Here is an 18,853-nt window from a genome sequence, read left to right as displayed (position 1 = left end):
CCTTATTCGCTTTAATTTTTGTCTCTTATTCCTAAAAACGCCAAATGCCAGCCGTGCATTAATCATCACGGCTGGCTGATGTTATCCACAGTCCAAACACTATATGCTTAAACTGAATTCCACTATTTAATTTCCAAACGGATTAGAGAAGAAATTGCCAAATCCGCTGTCGTCACCACTGTCCGAACCGTTGTCCGAACCGCTGTTTCCATTATTATCATAACCGTTACTTCCGTTTCCACTGTTTCCGTTACCCTGATTATAACCATTGCTTCCGTTATTACTGTCATTATTTGAACTGTCAGAACCGCTGCCATTTGACAAGCCGTCAAGAGACTTTGAACCCTGAAGTTTTACTTTTACTTTCTTCTCTTTATAAGTTCCATTGTCACTTCTCTGTATCGTAAGCTCAACTTCTGTTCCCTTGCGGTAACCGTTTGCTTTTTCCTTAAGACTTTCAATACTTCTGACATCCTGATTGTTGATAGCTGTTATAATATCTCCGACTTTAATGCCGCCTTCTTCTGCGGCACCGCCCTTTGATACTTCTGCGACATATACACCGCTCGGAATATTGTAGCTGCTTGCTTCACTTCCGACTGTTCTTCCTGATATACCAAGATAGCCTTTTTGTGAATCCGACAATTCTTCTTTGTCCTTAAGTTCATCAATGATAGGTGTTGCCTGTGAGATAGGAATCGCATAACCTACACCCTCTACTGACGAATCAGCAATCTTTGCTGAATTTATACCGATAACTTCACCTTTGAGGTTGATAAGCGGTCCTCCACTATTACCCGGATTGATAGCAGCGTCTGTCTGGATTGCCTTGATTGAATTTGTTGAACCATCTGTCTCTGAAGTCTCTGTTATCTCTCTGTTCTTTGCACTGATGTATCCAACTGTAACTGACTGTCCGTAACCAAGTGAATTTCCAATTGCTACAGCCATCTCACCGACCTTAAGTGAATCTGAATCACCTACATCAGCAATCTTTATTTTATTCATTGTTGATTTTTTAATCTTTTTAAGTTTTACGGCTACTACTGCAAGATCATTACTTGAATCCTTACCTTTAACCGATGCTTCATATACCTGCTCATCAATAAACTGAACTGATATTGTCTTTGCTCCGTCAATTACATGATTGTTTGTTGCTATAAGAAGCTCGCTGTTACTCTGACCGATTATAAATCCGGTACCACTGCTCTGCTGTTCCTGCTGCTGACTATTTCCAAACAAACTGTAATAGTTTGTAGCCTCGCTTGTGCAAGTGATAGCAACAACTGCCGGCATTGTCTGCTCAACGATTGAAGACACATCATTTGTACCTCCGGCTATTGCAGCTCCTGTTGCAACCTTTTTGCTGCTTCCCGTTGTCGTTGTTCCTATCTGTTTACTTGTGGTTATTGCCGGTGTGTTTATACCAAGAACTTTACTTGAAAAATAACATACACTTTCAAAACAAACCGCCGCAACAATACCAAATACCAAAGCACACGCAGCACATATCAAAAGCTTTTTTCCTAAAGAAGACTTCTTGTCATCTTTTTTAGAAGATTTATTTTTCTCCTCATTATCATTAAAAGAATAGCTCTGTCCGTTTCCCCCATTGTTTCCATATGGATTTGTATTATTATAATTATTATTCATATTCGTTTCATAAGGATTAGCTTTCTGATACGGATTTTCATTTCTGTATGAAGATTCAAATCCGTTCTGTGTGTCATTGCTGCTTTGGTAACCCTGCTGTCTGCTGTCATTCATTGTACTCTCTGCATTATTGTTTCCTGCATAATAATCACCTGAATGTGTAGACTCTGCATTGTTTGCACCATTTTTATATGAATAACTGTAAACAGAATCAGCAGAACCATCTGTTTCTACAGAATTTCCATACTCTCCGGTATATTCATTCTGTGGCTGACCGCTATCTGTTCCATTTAAATTGTTGTTCTCATCCATCATCGGTACCTCCCTTTACTTTTTGTTACTGTCCACATCTATAGTGAGGCCTGTAACCTCTTTTTCTTATCTGTAAAACAGATTTTAGCAAGTTTTTGTGTTTAACTTGTGAAAAAAATATAATTTTTTCATTTCATATATTATATTAAATTTTATTGTTGCGCAAAATAATTATACCTTATATAATGATGCAAGGGGAAAATTCATATAACAAAGAAGCAATAAAAAGCTTCTGCCCAAACATCTATAATAATTAATGCACATACAAACATTTAACATTTTAGCACATTTTATTTTTAAAAGCCATAGGTTTTAAAAAGTTACAAGAGATTGAGAGGATGAAAAATTGATTAAAGAAAACCAGCGATTACTAAACATTTTACACATTATTGTTGATGCAATAATAATTTATTTATCGTTTAACTTAGCATATATCTTAAGACTTGATGAATTTAACAGCCCGCTTATCAGATGGCATATTATTTCTCCACCGCTCGGATATTACAAGGATATGTCACAGTATCAGAATCTTCTGACTATGATAGTTCCCTGCTATCTCATCATATATGGTTTCTGCGGGATGTATGACCCAAAAAGAACAAGTGGCAGGCGTGCGGAGCTTTTCTGCCTTATCAAGTCAAACTTTTTTGGTATCATATACTGTCTTGCAGCACTTTACTTCTTCAAACAGTGGGATTACGCAAGACTTTTGCTCGGTTTCTTTGCCTGCATAAATATTGTTATCGACTATGCTTTCCGACTTGTTGTTATTTCTATCTTAAGAAAAATGAGAAAAGACGGAAAAAATCTTAAACATGTCCTTATCGTCGGCTACAGCCGAACCGCCGAAAATTATATAAGGCGTTTAAGACTGCATCCTGAATGGGGTTACAAAATACATGGTATTCTCGATGATAACAAAAAAATAGGCGATGAATACCGTACCATCAAAGTTGTAGACAGGCTCGGTGCCCTTGAACATTATCTCTCATCAAATGAATTTGACGAGATAGTCATTACACTTAGCATCGATGAATATTCAAAACTTGAAGGACTTGTAGCAATCTGCGAAAAATCAGGTGTCCATACAAAATTTGCTCCTGATTACAACAACATCATTCCTACAAAACCTTACACTGAGGATTTAGATGGAATACCTGTTATCCATGTGCGCCATGTACCACTCAGTTCTTCATACAATATTGTATTAAAGCGTGCCGTTGACATTTTCGGTGCTACAGTCGCACTTATACTCTTTGCGATTCCTATGCTTATAACAGCAATAATCGTAAAAACAACATCCCCGGGTCCGCTTATATTCAAACAAAAACGAATCGGACTTCACAACAGGGAGTTTGATATGTATAAATTCCGCTCAATGAAAGTTCAGGAAGCAAGTGAAGAAAAGAAAGCATGGACCACTAAAGATGACCCTAGAGTCACCCCTATAGGAAAATTTATGCGTAAGACAAATATTGACGAGCTTCCTCAGATATTTAATGTGTTAAAGGGTGATATGAGTCTTGTCGGTCCAAGACCTGAAAGACCATTCTTTGTAAATAAATTCAAGGAAGAAATACCAAGATATATGATAAAGCACCAGGTTCGTCCGGGCATGACCGGCTGGGCACAGGTAAATGGCTTTAGGGGCGATACTTCCATAACTGGCCGCATCGAGTGTGACCTTTATTATGTTGAAAACTGGACACTTGCACTTGACTTTAAAATACTTTTCCTTACATTTTTTGGACGAAAAGTAAATAAAAATGCTTACTAATATTTTTTTCACAAAGCTATTTGCTCTTAAACGGGCAGATAGCTTTGATTTATGGAGGTTTTTATGAAGATTAGAGGTAAATTGATTATTTCGTTTTTGATTATCGCAATTTTTCCGCTTTGTGCGGGTCTTGTCTGTTTTCACCTGATAGTGCAGAACCAGACGGATATATTATCATCTTATTACAGTACAGAAAGTGAAAATAGCTATGATTATGGTCTTGTCTTAAATCCTGTACAGCTTCTTTATAAACTTACCCTTAATGATTATAATAAACTTGTTAAACTTGCGGACGAATATCCTGACAAATTACTTGACAAAAATTTTTTAAATGACACTTCCCGTTCTATTTCCTCAAAGGATTCTTTTATCGTTGTGTTTAAAGGTGAAAATGAATATTACATAGGCAATAAAGATTTTTATGGCTGTGTTTCCACGCTGCCGTCTTTTGGTGAATATTCCTACGGCAAAAACGATAATATCCTTATTGACCAGAAAAGTTCGACACTTACCCGTGGCAAAGACTTTTATTTTTCTGATGGAACTACGGGACAGCTTTTTCTTATAACAAAACTTTCTAATCTCATACCAAGGTGGGAAAGTTCCGTCAGAGACATAGCCATAGCGTTTACACTTATCCTTTTTATAACTGCAGCTCTCCTTATAATATGGCTATACCACAGTATCATAAAACCTTTGAACATACTTCGTATCGCCACAATGCAGATAGGTGCCGGAAATCTTGACAATCCCGTTCATGTAAATTCCTGCGATGAGATAGGTGTGCTATGCCGTGATTTCGAGGAAATGCGTATAAGACTTAAGTCAATGCTTGAGGAACGAATCCAGTACGAAAATGACACAAGAGAAATGATGAGCAATATATCACATGACCTCAAGACACCGCTCACTGCTATAAAAGGCTACTCTGAGGGACTTATTGACGGTATTGCAAAGACACCTGAGAAACAGCAGAAATATCTTAAAACCATTCATTCAAAAGCAAATGATATGACATATCTCGTAGATGAATTGTCGCTGTTTTCTAAAATAGAGCAGAATTCTATCCCGTACAATTATGTTACATTTGATATTTCAGAATATCTTGAAAATTATATTGATTCAATTTCTTTTGATTATGAGTCAAACAATATGAATGTATCTTATGAAAATAACGCACCACAGGGTATCATGGTATCTGCTGACCCTGAGCAGCTTCGCAGGGTTTTAAATAATATTACCGGAAATGCTCTTAAATATAAGGACAAAGAACATGGCAATATAAGAATTGCTCTTTCCTACAAACCACACAAACCTAAAAAGCCTTTATACCGCCAGATAAACAAGGATGGCACGGATATAAATCCACCGATAAAACCGGATGAATTTGTACGCATAGAAATCTCCGATGACGGTCCGGGAATTTCGGAAAAAGACCTGCCAAACATATTTGACCGATTTTTCAGGGCAGATGCGTCAAGAAATTCTGCCAAACGTGGAAGCGGTCTTGGTCTCGCCATAGTAAAAAAGATAATACTCGACCATGGTGGAAAGATATGGGCAAAGAGTACACCCGGAACAGGGACAAGTATTTATTTTACATTGAAAGTAAAAGACGGGCAAAAATGATAATTGCCCGTCTTGTGGTATCAGACTTTAAATCTGTATTGTAATAACAAATTGATAAAATCTATATCACCACAACATCAATGCAACGGATTTCTATCAATTTATTATTTTTATGGCTGAACTGTTATTTTTTTTAAATACAAACTCCAAATTTTATTTTACTATTTGCTAAACACAGCAAAATATTCCTGTGCTTTCTGCAATGATATGTTCAGTTTTATCTGAAGTTTGGCAAGAATATCTTCCTCTGAAAGTCCAAATTCAAGACCTATTTCAACAATTCCCTTTGCCTCTCCTTCCAATCGTCCTTCCTGTCGTCCTTCTGCCCTTGTTTCTTCAAATACCGTACACATATCAACACTCCCCTTCTTTGTTACAAAATCATAATCTATCTTACAATTTGCTGCTCCTGCCACTGTCATTATAACCGACTTTTCTACATCGTGCTCTCTTGCATATTTTATTGCCTTTTCCCTTGTTTCTTTCAGCTTTTCTTTTCTGTTTAATAATATTTCAAGCAGATTAAACAAGTCCCTATTGTTAATATTATGCAATTTCAGTTTATTCTTTCTCGCCTCTATAAGATGTATTTTATAATCATTGACAAACGGCTGCATCTTTTTAGGTATATCCAACATATCACATAACGATACAGCACCATCCCACGGATTTTCTCCATAATAAACAACTATGGTGATAACCGGAATAAACTTGTCTGTCTTTTTCATTTTAGACATATATTCATCGCTTGACATTCCATTTGCACTTTTGTATTTCGCTGCATTATCATCATACTGTTTCTTATATGTCCCATAATCATAACCCATCACTCTCATAGGCATCGCATAATGTATTCTTTCCTGCCCTTCGATTCCCAGTATGACCATTTCTACATTATATATTGTAGACTTTTTTCTTATTTTTACATTATCCCTGGCTGCCCCTATGCTCTCTGCATATTCTTTATGCTCAAGAATTGATGACTCCTCAGTGTCAATATCTTCTAGCTCATCCGCCTTTATTATCTGCTCTCCGTCAAACAATACCGCATTAAAAAAATCTGCAAACTGCTCATTATTCCGCCAATAATTTTTTACAACTATATCTGGTTTCAATTCCTGTTTTTTCTTTCCCATAATTACCTCCCCAAAAATCAGACACATATTTTCACTATTAGCCGCTCATAACACTATTTTCAAAGAACAAGTCCAGCTTGCACTTATATTCTCTGGTATGATATATCATATTCACACTTTAAATCTGTAACCGACGCCCCAGATAGTCTCAATATACTGCGGTTTTGCCGTGCTTTCCTCAATCTTTTCCCTTATCTTCTTGATATGTACCGTCACGGTAGCTATATCACCGACTGACTCCATCTCCCATATTTCTTTGAACAATTCCTCTTTTGAATATACATGATTTGGATTTGATGCAAGAAATGTGAGAAGGTCAAACTCTTTTGTCGTGAAATTTTTCTCAACACCGTTGATATAAACTCTTCTCGCAGTCTTATCAATCTTAAGACCTCTTATCTCGATAACATCATTCTCCTGTGTTCCCGATGCCGTAAGTCTTTTGTATCTTGCAAGGTGAGCCTTTACCCTTGCTATAAGTTCACTCGGACTAAACGGCTTAGTGATATAATCATCTGCACCAAGTCCAAGTCCCCTTATCTTGTCAATATCATCTTTTTTTGCCGAAACCATAAGGATAGGCGTGTCCTTTTTCTCCCTGATATACTTACAAATTTCAAAACCATCCATCCCCGGAAGCATAAGGTCTAAAAGGATAAGGTCAAAATCCTCATCAACGGCATGGGCAGCACCCGAACTTCCGTCAGACTCAATGGCAACCTCAAAATCGCTAAGTTCAAGATAATCTTTTTCAAGCTCTGCAATAGCAGCATCATCCTCAATTATTAAAATTTTACTCATATCTATATCACCTTTCATTCTCACAAATTCACAGATAATTGCGAAACTAATTGTATGTTGTGCTAAAGCACAAATATAACAAATACTAACGCAGGCACACTCTCGCTGCCTGTCACTCGTAACAGTACAAAACCGCATCTGCTATTATCTTAACAGATGCGGTTTTGTATGTCAAAGCGAACAATAACCGGTAATCATATATTCACAGTTAAACCAGCAGCCTTTCCATGTGCTTTTCCAAGACTTTTATATTTGTAACCGTATTTTTTAACATAATCCTCTAACTTTGTCTTGAAATATTCATCATCAGAACTGTAATAAAGCGTTTTATCATATCCGCTGTTTTTATACCTTTTGGCATTGTATATTTACCTTTTTTAGCCTGAGGATATAATACAAGCTCTGTCATGTCATTATTATATAAAATACCATCCTTAGATTTAAAATAACTTTCCTAACTTCATAAAAACCGCCTACTAAAACACTTTTTTAAATCCTATAGAAATTGCCTATAATCACTGTCACTTGCACCATTGATGTAAATGAAAGCAATCTCTTCTTACATATAAAGACAGAAGAATGAAATAAATGTTGCAAGAAACATACAGTAAATAAAACCAAAAATTAAAAATCCAATGACAATTAGCCTGATAGTTACTTTTCTATCAAACCACAAAAGAAAACCTCTCATAAGTTGACGGCTTATGATAGGTTTTCTTTTGTGCCATATATGATCCTATTTTCTTTTACAATCAATACTTTTACATATAAAATCACTAATAACATATACGATTATTTCACGAACAATTTTTAAACACTCCGCTACTATAGCATTAAGTAAAATCATATTCATCTCAAGCACCTCCCTTTTGATTTTATGATTTTACTTTACAATACTTTTTTCAATACTTAAAATTCTCACAATGTTTTAATAAGATATTATACATAATATAACAAAAATAACTATATTCTCACCAACAAAACAGAAAGTCAGGGTGCATATATGTTCTGCAAGCGGCATTTCAAACACGCCGGCACTTGCGCACCGTATTTTGGTGCGTTAGTACCGCTGCGTGTTTGCATAGCAAAAGCGTGCCGCCTAAGAACATATGTCACCCTGACTTTCGTCCGTCTGCCAAAAATCAGTTAAAATAAACCAACTCATCCTCCGGTTTCTGTGCCGGAACTATTTCCTCCGCATAAAATACAGGTCCTTCCTCGCCGTACTCAGCCATAAACTTGTACTCCATGCGTGCCGTTACTGTCACATACTGTCCGCTCTTTATCTGCGACCAGTCATCTGCCTTGCACAAAAATCCCATAAACTGAACATCATCTGCACAACAGGTCATTGCGTATCTTCCAAATACCGCAAAACCTTTATCAAGTCCACCCGGTTTTTGTATCATTCCGGTAAGTTTTAATGTCTTTCCGTTGTATGTTTCCTGATGGTCTATCATATCGACATACCAGAGTCCGAAGTCACCCTCATTTACTTCTATAACATCAGCATTTACATCAAATGGCATTTCTTCTTTCATCTCATAAAATGCATCATCTTCTGACTCGTAAACTATCTGTGCACGAGGATTTACGGCTTTTACACTTCCTCTTATCGCAGATTTCTTTGTATTCTCAACAGTACATCTGTTTACGATTATCATCTCCGCAACCTTAAACTGTTCAACCATCAGAGACGGCATATTCTTCATATAAAGTGAAAATGTCTCATCATTGACAACATCAAGTGTCTGCATAATGACTTCCCTGTCAAAACAGATTTCCTCAAGTTCATCATAAAGCTCAGGAATTTTTGCCGCAGACCACATTCCATTGTACTCGATGATTATCCTGTCAGGTCTGTGTTTTTTTAGGAATTTCTGGATAACTTTTCCGTTGAAAGACTCCTCGTCCTCAATATACTCGCAGACAGCACAGCCTTTCTTAAGGTCAGCCTCCTCATATTCTTCCTCACCCTCCTCGCAGGCAAGAATAAGTGTCTTTATCTTATCATCAAACATATCGTCAACTATAAGATCTCTTACAAGGCTTGTCTTACCAGCCTCAAGAAATCCCATGACAACATAAACCATCATTTCTTCTTTTCTCTTACCAAACATATTTTTCCTTCCTACTTACTAACTATAAATTGCACATACCACAAAACTATAAATAAATCTTAGATTGTGCAAGTATATATTTAGTTTTATATCTGTTTATGCCACATGAAAAAGTTCTTTTATAGCATCCTCATTGAGATTTGAACCGATTACGCATATTCTTCCTGTATAATCTGCGGCACCTCTTCTAAGCTCAGTCTCCTCAGGTACAAGGTCGAAGTGGAACCATTCACCCTCATCTGAAGCAACAATTCCCTTAGCACGGAGAACATCACCAAATGACTTATCACTTGCAAGTTTTGATACAATATCCTTAAGTTCTTCCTCTGTAAACTTGTGAGCTGTCTCAACACCCCAGCTTGTAAACACATCATCTGCATGATGATGGCCATGTTCATGGTGGTGTCCGCAGCCACATTCTCCGTCATGGTCGTGATGATGGTGCTCATGTCCGCAGCCACACTCCACGTCATGGTCGTGATGATGCTCATGTCCGCAGCCACACTCTTCGTCATGGTCGTGATGATGATGCTCATGTCCGCAACCGCACTCTCCGTCATGGTCGTGATGATGGTGCTCATGTCCGCAGCCGCACTCTCCGTCATGGTGATGATGTTCCTCAAGAAGTTCTTTCTCAAGCGTATTTACTTTTTCCATAGCATCAAGAATCTTCTTTCCATCTATCTGATCCCACGGTGTCGTGATAACAGAAGCTTCATCATTCTTCTCTTTTATCATTGTAAGAACTTTTGCAAGCTTCTCCTCTGAAACATTCTGTGTGCGGCTTAAGATTATCGTTCCTGCACTCTCAATCTGGTTGTTGTAGAACTCACCATAGTTTTTCATATACATCTTGCATTTTGATGCGTCAACTACTGTTGCCGTACTATTTATCTTCACATCATCTCCGATATTTTTAACTGCTTTTATAACATCAGAAAGCTTACCTACACCTGACGGCTCAATGATAACTCTATCAGGGCTGTATTTTTCAAGTACATCTTTAAGTGCATTTCCAAAATCTCCAACAAGAGAACAACAGATACATCCTGAATTCATCTCTGTTATCTGGATGCCTGACTCTTTAAGAAATCCACCATCTATTCCTATCTCACCAAATTCATTTTCAATGATAACAAGTTTTTCACCCTGAAATGCATCTGCTACAAGCTTTTTAATAAGTGTAGTCTTTCCTGCTCCTAAAAATCCTGAGATAATATCAATTTTTGCCATTTTTATAACTTCCTTTCTCAATTTTATTATATATTAATATTGTGATGCCACTGATACCGCATATCTATACAGTTACCACGTTCCTGCAAACAGCTTTAATCTTATTGCTATTGTCTGCCTGACATTTGCATCATATATCTAAAAATCTGCCTTAGTTGCTTCGTACATTGCTATACTTGCTGCTATAGGAAGATTTAAACTGTCTATCCTGTCTGAATGGGGTATTATGACCGACTTTCCTATCTTAGAAAACTCATGTGGAAGTCCTGTTGCCTCATTACCAAATATAAGTGAAAATTTACCCTGTGGCTTTACATCATGAAGTTTTATCTTTGCATCGAGCATAAACGGATATAACTCCCTGTCACCGTATTTTTTCATGTATTCATCAAAAGAATCAAAATAAACAAACTCCGTTGAGAATATTGCTCCCATAGATGCTCTTACTACTTTTGGATCAAATGCGTCAACGGCAGGCCTTATAATAGCCATACGGTTCATTCCAAAGCCGAGTGCACTTCTCATAATCGTGCCCATATTTCCTGCATTTGAAGGATTTACGAGAACTATGTGCGAACTATCCTTATCAAGTCCGGACTCAAATTTTCTAAACTCACCTATAACATAACAATTGTCTTTCTGTGACAAAACATTAAATATCTTATCCGCATAAACAACCTCTATACCTGAGTCCTTGCAAAGCTTAAGAAGTTTATCCAATGTGTCACCCTGCTTCATTGCCGAGTGAACAAATACCCGGTTCACATACTCAGTCTTAAACTTTAAAAGTTCAAAAGTAAGTGTTATACCAAGTGAATAAGACACACTGTCTTCCTTTCTGTACCTTTTATAAGCTGCCATCCATCATTCCTCCAATTCTGTCTTTACATCTTTAACTCACGGAAAAGAGAGGATATAAAAATCCTCTCCTAATCATTAAAATCCAAAAATCATTCTTCAATAAATATGTTTATTGATAATTCTCCTATATCAGATTCAAACGGAATACAAAACACCTGCTTACCGCTGCCTGCATAATCTTTTCCCACACAATAATCCGGTGTCGTTATGTCTATAATAATACTGTCATTTGCAAATACCGTAGCTGCATTCCCTGCAATCATATTTCCAAGCTCTGATATGGCACTTTGTCCGATAGCATCAATCTCATTGACGGGCATCATCATCATCTTTGAAATAACCGCAAGTGCTGTTTCATAGTGGAGACTGAGAACAACTTCACCCTTTAAGGCACCGATAATTCCAAGTTTAATCAAAGAACTATCCCCCTCGTATTTATCATCTTTTACGAAAGGCTTACCCATCTTTAAATCAAGCATACATATATCTTTCATAATTTTACATACTGAAATGATAAACGGATTGATATGTTCTGCCTTCACTTAATCACCTACCTTTTCTTTTGTTTCATTTAAATGATGTTGGGACAAAATTTATTTTGCCCCTTGCATTATATAAATTTAATTATAACAAATCGTGTACTTTATGTAAATGAAATTTTACATCTAAAGTTGTAACAGTTCAGCCATAAAAAGATAATTGGCAATACAATGAGCTTGTTCATTGTAATGTTAAGTACCTTTTTATTGCAGAATAGCCTTTCATTTATGAAATGAAGTAAACACAAGCTGCATAGCAGCGACTGACAGCTTGCTGTCAGGTTTACGAATGTAATAAATGAGAGGCTGAACTGTTACCTAAAGTTTAAACACATCCCAGAACTTATTGCTTATATCGACGCTTGACTCTGAGAGCCACTTAGAATACTTTTCTTTAAACATCTTAGTCTGGCGTTCTTCAATAATAGCCTCTTTTCTGGCATATGTCGCATCTTCGTCATTATCATTTTCACAATAAATGATGTAATATCCGTTTTTGCCTCCTATTACATTGCTCATCTTACCTTTTTTCAACGAAAATGCTGCATCTACGGCTTCCTTATCCAGAAGCTTTGTATCCTTTCCTATCGTAACCTCACTCTGTCTGCTTTCCGTATTGACAGCGGCATAGTCGGAAAAATTATCAGCCTTTTTCGCTTCTTTAAGCATCTCTTTCATTCTCTTATAAGTCTTTGCTTTCCCGGCTGCATTCATATTTACTTTTCGTCCGTTTTTGTCCGTTCCCTTAGTGATAAACTCAATATAACTGATTTTTATCTGCTTTGCCTCATCATCGGTCACATTTGTATCCGCATCATCCGTCGCAACATAAAACATTTTGTTTGCAAGTATATTGTCCTCGAACAGCTCTTTTACGCTGTTTACATTAAGCTCATATTTTTTTCTGTCAGCTTTTGAAGCCTTTTTTATAAGCTTCTGTGCATCCTGCAATGCATGATCCTGCTCGTCATTATCAAGAGTCACACCCTGTTTTGCAGCATTTACACCAATAAGCTTTAACTGTGTAAGTGTACTTACAATTTCTTTTTTAGCTTTGTCCCCTATCGTTGTCTTATCATCAATCTTATATTTCCATAATTCACTTCCAAAGCTGCTTTCATATTGATTTTTGAGAAGATAACAGTAGTTTAACACTTCACTGTACTGAACACCGGCATTACCTACCTTTATCACATATGAATTTGCCGTAATATCTCCTCTTTCAAGACGAATTGTTTTTGTCGTCTCCGCTTTTTTATCTGCGGTCTTTGTACCCTCTTTTTTTCCGCATCCCGTAAATATCATCGACACGGCAAGCACGGCACACGCTGCCGCTTTTGTATATCTATTTTTTATCATATAGCCCTCCAATGCTTTTTATCACACTCTCAACAATATTAAATATTTCGTCTGCTGTCAACTTTTTTTCTTTTTTTATCATATTTTTTGACGGCATTCTATACATATTTCTCGAAACCGCCTTTTTTTTATCCTTTTGCATCATATATAAAAGATACGGATCTTTACTTCCGGCATATTTTATTTTGCCCTGATATTCATCAAGCATTTTCTTAAGTTTTTCCGTATCCGGAAGTTTACCCTCATACAGATAAAACCTGACACCGTCCTCTTTCTGTAATATCCTGCTTATATATGCCTTATGTGCATCAGCTTTAAGAAGTGCTACACGCAGCAGGTTATCGGCTGACTGCGGCATATCTCCAAATCTGTCGGTAAGTTCTTCCTGCATATCGTTATATTCTTCCACATTCTCTATCGCTGCTATCCTCTTATACATATCAAGTTTCAGGTATTCACTTCTTATATAAGTTTCAGGAATATACGCATTTACATTTATATCTATCTCTGTCTCAAATTCCTCAGAAATATCGGTATCTCCTTTTAGATGGTGCACCGCTTCGTTTAACATCTTGCAATAAAGGTCATAACCGACAGCCTCCATATGCCCCGACTGTGCTTCTCCGAGAAGATTTCCAGCTCCTCTTATCTCAAGATCACGCATCGCAACTTTTATGCCTGAACCAAGCTCGGTAAACTCTTTTATTGCGGCAAGTCTTTTTTCTGCGATTTCTTTAAGAACTTTGTTCCGCTTATACATAAGAAACGCATATGAATTTCTGTTTGACCTTCCGACACGCCCTCTAAGCTGGTAAAGCTGTGAAAGTCCCATCTGGTCGGCATTATCTATGATAATCGTATTTACATTTGATATATCAAGACCGGTTTCTATGATAGTCGTTGCCACCATAACATCTATTTCACCGTTGATAAATGCCATCATTATCTTTTCAAGCTGTCTCTCGCTCATCTGCCCGTGTGCATATGCAACATTCGCATCAGGCACGAGTTTTTGAATTTCCATAGCTGCCTCGTCGATTCCTTTTACCCTGTTGTAAACATAGAATATCTGACCGTTTCTTGCAAGCTCCCTGTTTATTGCTTCTCTTATTATCTCAGGGTTGTGCTCCATAACAAATGTCTGGATAGGCAGTCTGTCAACGGGCGGTTCTTCAAGCACACTCATGTCCCTTATTCCTGCAAGGCTCATGTGGAGCGTTCTCGGAATCGGTGTCGCACTAAGTGTAAGAACATCCACATCGCCTTTTATCTGCTTTATCTTTTCCTTGTGAGCAACACCAAAACGCTGTTCCTCATCAACTATTAGAAGTCCCAAATCTTTAAATTCAACATCTTTAGATAAAAGTCTGTGCGTTCCTATTATTATATCGACATCACCTTTTTTCAATCCCTCCAGTGCTTTTTTCTGCTGTGCCGGGGTCCTGAATCTTGAAAGCATCTCTACCCTGACCGGATAATCACCGAGCCTTTCCTTAAAGGTGTTGTAATGCTGTTGTGCGAGTATCGTCGTCGGAACTAAAAACGCAACCTGTTTTCCGTCATTTGCAGCCTTAAATGCCGCCCTTATCGCAATCTCCGTCTTTCCATATCCAACATCCCCGCATATAAGCCTATCCATTACCTTGTTGCTTTCCATGTCTTTCTTTGTTGCATCTATCGCATCAAGCTGGTCTTTTGTCTCGTCAAACGGGAACATATCCTCAAATTCGGTCTGCCATACAGTATCTTTTCCAAAGCAATAGCCTTTTGTCTGCTGCCTTTTCGCATAAAGAAGCACAAGTTCCTTTGCGACCTCGTTTACTGCGTGTTTTACCCTGCTCTTTGTCTTTTTCCACTCTGAAGAATTAAGTTTATTTAGTTTAGGTTTCTTTACAACATCCTGTCCTGCATATTTTTGCAAAACATCAAGCCCCGACACCGGAACATAAAGGTTTCCACCGTCACCGTACTCTATCTTAAAAAAGTCTTTAGTAACATTCTCGACCCTTATCTTCTCTATTCCTCTGTATATTCCAAGTCCGTGTTCTTCATGTACGACATAATCACCGACATTGAGTTCATTAAAACTCTGAATTGATTTTCCGTCAAATTTTTTTATCTTTTTCTTTCTACGCTTCTGCTTTGCACCGAATATATCTCCCTCGGTGACAACAATAAATTTCTGTGCCCTGTACTCAAAACCTCTGCGAAGCCATCCATAACTCGTCATAACTTCACCGGATTTTAATTCATCACTAAGAGATTCACGGTAAAATGCTGGAATTTCATATTCATTCAAATCTTTTGCAAGTCTCTCGGCTCTTATCTTTGAACCTGATAATATAAGTACCCTGAACTTTTCACTCCGCCACTTTTTTATATCCTCAATAAGCATCTCAATGTGCTGGTTATACGATGGCAATGATTGTACTGCTATATTTGCTTCATCTTTTACTTTAATTTCCTTAGGAAGCATATCAAGCAACGAAAGATACACTGTTCTTTTTTGTTCTAGCCTTGCCATGACATAAGACGATGAATATATGACATCTGCCTGTCCCGGCAAAATATAACCCTTCTCAAGTCTACCCTGCATACTCTCCCTGAACTCACTCTCAACCGCCCCCAGCTTTTCTATACAATGTATCGGTTCATCAACAAAAAATATCGTATCTTTATCATCAAACAGGTCAAAAAAACTGCTTGTCGATATATCAAAATATTTTGTGAAACTCTCAAGTCCCATACGGCCGTGGTACATATCAAAATTTACTTTTATCTGCTCTACAGTATCGGTAAGCCTGTTAATCGCATCATGATTTTTTTCTTTTCTGAACTTTTCAAGCATCTTCTGATATTCTTTTTCAATCTTTTTCAAAGCCGCCTTTAACTGTTCATCCGACAATGTCATCTCGGCGGCAGGTGTCACCTCAACCTTATCCATTCTCTCTATCGAACGCTGGCTCTGCACATCAAATGCCCTTATTGTATCAACTTCATTATCAAAAAATTCTATACGGACAGGACAATCCATAGTTATTGGAAATATATCGGTTATACCTCCACGGACGGAAAAATCTCCCGGCTTTTCAACCTGTGTCTGTCTCTCATAACCCATATCAACAAGTTTTTTTTCAAGAATATCCATATTCACAATATCGGTTTCTCCAATAACAAATCTTGAACTTTTTGAAGCCTGGCTGTCCATAATACAGTCAAGTCCGGCATCTATTGTAGTCACTATCGTTCCGGAATCATTCTTTAACATTGCATCGACAACTTTTAATCTCTCAGTGCTTATCGCACTTCCCTGAATGTCCGCACCGAAAAATATTATGTCTTTTGCAGGATAAAAGAGTACATCCCTGTCAAAGAGTTTGTAATCATCGTATATTTCCCTCGCCTTTATCTCATTTGAAGCAATGATAACTCTCCAGTGCTCTGAATGTGATAGTCCATATATCAGATGACACTTCTGCGTATCGATACAGCCTGATATATGAACTGGAAACTTCTCCCGCTCTATATCCTCAGCCACCATTTTGTAGGCATTTATCTCCTCCAACGGCTCTAGCAGTGTTTTGAGCAGCTCAGCCATCTCTTTTCCTCCTTTCATTAACCTTAACAACAAAACTCACAGACCCAAAATGTCTGTGAGTAATTTTAATTAACAGTTCAGCTTTTCATTTCTTACATTTTAATTGAATTTATTCATCGCCGTTCTAATCTCATCATCGACAATAATGCCACAAGCTTCGGCTGCATTGTCAAGTGCTTCTCTTATAACAGGTTCTTCATCCTTTGCAAATCGTCCAAGTACATAGTCTGCAAGGTCCCAGCCTTTTGGCTTTTCACCAACTCCTATGCGTATTCTCGGAAATACCTGCGTTCCAAGGTGGCTTATGATATTTTTAATACCATTATGGCCTCCCGCACTTCCCTTTTCACGGATACGCAGTCTGCCCGGTGCAAGATTTATGTCATCATATATAACTATAAGTTCACTCTCAGGGTCTATCTTATAGTAATCCACAAGTTCTCTCACACTCTCACCGCTTAAGTTCATATATGTCTGCGGCATCGCAAGTATGACTTTCTGTCCCTCTATATAACCTTTTCCGCAGACAGCCTTATGTTTCTTAATATCCATTGATATGTTATATTTATCCGCTATAACTGTTATTGCTGAAAATCCTATATTATGTCTTGTGCCATCATATTTTCTCTCAGGATTGCCAAGACCAACTATAATAAACATATTTTTCCTCTTTCCTGCAGCTGTTATTTCTCACCCATATGTAAAGTTTTACCCATGTACTGACTGAGAAACTCGCGGTCAACGACATGACGGTTATCCATTGTTTTCATTATGTCTTTTATCTTCATCTGCTCTGCAACCTTGCTGTCAGCAAGGTTGTAAAGCTTATTATCATTGAAAGATAATACAAACGGCTCTAATACATTACTGTCATTTGCAGTAACTACAAGTCCTTTATCACCATTTGTAAACTCTACACAGACACCGGGACTTAAAATATTTATACTATCTAACAGTGCATCAACTATTTTCCTGTCAAACTGGTCTTCCATCTCTAAAAGGTATCTTATTGCCGCTATCTCCGATAACGGTTCATCACCAAACTTCATAGCTGTCATATTATCAAAACAGTTTGCGACTTTGAGTATCTCTGCCCCGATAACCTTAGGTACATTTTCTGTTGCCGACGGTATATCAGGATGCAGAAGCATTAATCCCGCTGACAATATCCTTTTTATATCAGGAGAAAGATCTAAATTTGCCTTGAACGCATCATATGAATTCTGATAACACATAGTGATCTTCTTTTCATCCTCCATTGTCAGATCTATAGTCTTTTTTCTTCTGATATTATTTGGTATTTGCAATCCGCCTATATCATGCAAAAGTGCCGCTGCCGTAAGATCAAGCTGTGTCTTAAATTCAAGACCAAGCCTGCTTGAAATCAACGCACACAATATTGCTGTATTGAGTGAATGTTTATACACATAGTCATCATTGCTTCTGATATTCTGTATAAAGTTAATCTTATGATGAAGTGAGCCATATTTTTTCAAAAGCTGGTTTATGAACTGATACATATTATTTTCTTTTTTACCCTCGGAATATGCATCAAGTATTTCTTTTATCTCAAATATAGACATAGCCTGAAATCTCTCAAACTCTATATCATCCTCTGACATAGGCGGTACCGGTTCGGCAGGCTCAAGTATATAAATTCCTATCAGTCCAAAATTGTTTACGCTTATGATACCTTGACTTGTGATTTTAGAATTGCGTTCATAAAGCATAACCCCATTTCTGTTATATATAGGTTTTGCAAGTCTCATCCCGGGTTTTAAATCTTCTGTTTTTACAAATAACATTTCTTCCCTCCACTTTCATTCTCTTTCACT

At 37.4% G+C, this 18,853-nt stretch carries 13 protein-coding genes; 2 read left to right on the top strand and 11 right to left on the bottom strand.

Annotated features, from left to right (window positions below; all coding sequences use genetic code 11):
- Positions 1-126: 126 nt before the first annotated feature.
- Complete coding sequence (locus DW721_RS08010; RefSeq protein WP_082440576.1) at positions 127-1,968, bottom strand: trypsin-like peptidase domain-containing protein; 1,842 nt, start codon at positions 1,966-1,968, stop codon at positions 127-129.
- A gap of 343 nt (positions 1,969-2,311) precedes the next feature.
- On the opposite strand from DW721_RS08010, the gene DW721_RS08005 reads away from it, so the two are divergent.
- On the top strand, positions 2,312-3,742 hold the full coding sequence (locus DW721_RS08005) for an undecaprenyl-phosphate glucose phosphotransferase (RefSeq protein WP_055940966.1): 1,431 nt from the start codon (positions 2,312-2,314) through the stop codon (positions 3,740-3,742).
- Between the two features lie 63 nt (positions 3,743-3,805).
- Positions 3,806-5,371, top strand: coding sequence for a HAMP domain-containing sensor histidine kinase (locus DW721_RS08000; RefSeq protein WP_182436267.1), 1,566 nt, complete (start codon positions 3,806-3,808; stop codon positions 5,369-5,371).
- Positions 5,372-5,532: 161 nt separating this feature from the next.
- On the opposite strand, the gene DW721_RS07995 is transcribed toward DW721_RS08000, so the two are convergent.
- The 10 genes from DW721_RS07995 to DW721_RS07950 all read right to left on the bottom strand — a co-directional run bounded on the left by DW721_RS07995 (position 5,533) and on the right by DW721_RS07950 (position 18,823).
- Positions 5,533-6,507: an Rpn family recombination-promoting nuclease/putative transposase gene (locus DW721_RS07995; RefSeq protein WP_118745421.1), complete on the bottom strand. Its 975-nt coding sequence runs from the start codon at positions 6,505-6,507 to the stop codon at positions 5,533-5,535.
- A 111-nt stretch (positions 6,508-6,618) separates the two neighbouring features.
- Positions 6,619-7,308 (bottom strand): response regulator transcription factor, encoded by a 690-nt coding sequence (locus tag DW721_RS07990; RefSeq protein WP_022013870.1) that lies wholly within the window; start codon positions 7,306-7,308, stop codon positions 6,619-6,621.
- A gap of 1,142 nt (positions 7,309-8,450) precedes the next feature.
- Positions 8,451-9,428: a GTP-binding protein gene (locus DW721_RS07985; protein WP_022013868.1), complete on the bottom strand. Its 978-nt coding sequence runs from the start codon at positions 9,426-9,428 to the stop codon at positions 8,451-8,453.
- A 96-nt stretch (positions 9,429-9,524) separates the two neighbouring features.
- Positions 9,525-10,661 carry a CobW family GTP-binding protein gene (locus tag DW721_RS07980; protein ID WP_118745420.1) on the bottom strand — a complete coding sequence of 379 codons (1,137 nt, stop codon included), beginning with the start codon at positions 10,659-10,661 and terminating at the stop codon, positions 9,525-9,527.
- 138 nt (positions 10,662-10,799) lie between these two features.
- Positions 10,800-11,522, bottom strand: a complete 723-nt coding sequence (locus tag DW721_RS07975; RefSeq protein ID WP_118745419.1) for a TrmH family RNA methyltransferase — start codon at positions 11,520-11,522, stop codon at positions 10,800-10,802.
- Between the two features lie 89 nt (positions 11,523-11,611).
- Positions 11,612-12,064: a chemotaxis protein CheX gene (locus tag DW721_RS07970; RefSeq protein ID WP_022013387.1), complete on the bottom strand. Its 453-nt coding sequence runs from the start codon at positions 12,062-12,064 to the stop codon at positions 11,612-11,614.
- A gap of 315 nt (positions 12,065-12,379) precedes the next feature.
- Positions 12,380-13,420: a peptidyl-prolyl cis-trans isomerase gene (locus DW721_RS07965; protein WP_118745418.1), complete on the bottom strand. Its 1,041-nt coding sequence runs from the start codon at positions 13,418-13,420 to the stop codon at positions 12,380-12,382.
- On the bottom strand, positions 13,407-17,018 hold the full coding sequence (gene mfd / locus DW721_RS07960) for a transcription-repair coupling factor (RefSeq protein WP_118745417.1): 3,612 nt from the start codon (positions 17,016-17,018) through the stop codon (positions 13,407-13,409). The genes DW721_RS07965 and mfd overlap by 14 nt, the downstream gene beginning before the upstream one ends.
- A 99-nt stretch (positions 17,019-17,117) precedes the next feature.
- Positions 17,118-17,678: an aminoacyl-tRNA hydrolase gene (pth, locus tag DW721_RS07955; RefSeq protein ID WP_022014414.1), complete on the bottom strand. Its 561-nt coding sequence runs from the start codon at positions 17,676-17,678 to the stop codon at positions 17,118-17,120.
- A 23-nt stretch (positions 17,679-17,701) separates the two neighbouring features.
- Positions 17,702-18,823, bottom strand: a complete 1,122-nt coding sequence (locus DW721_RS07950) for an HD domain-containing phosphohydrolase (RefSeq protein WP_022014413.1) — start codon at positions 18,821-18,823, stop codon at positions 17,702-17,704.
- Positions 18,824-18,853: the final 30 nt, after the last annotated feature.

The organism is Clostridium sp. AM27-31LB (assembly GCF_003480745.1).
Classification (GTDB): Bacteria; Bacillota; Clostridia; order Lachnospirales; family Lachnospiraceae; genus Butyribacter; species Butyribacter intestini.
This window is presented reverse-complemented; position numbering and strand designations above follow the sequence as displayed.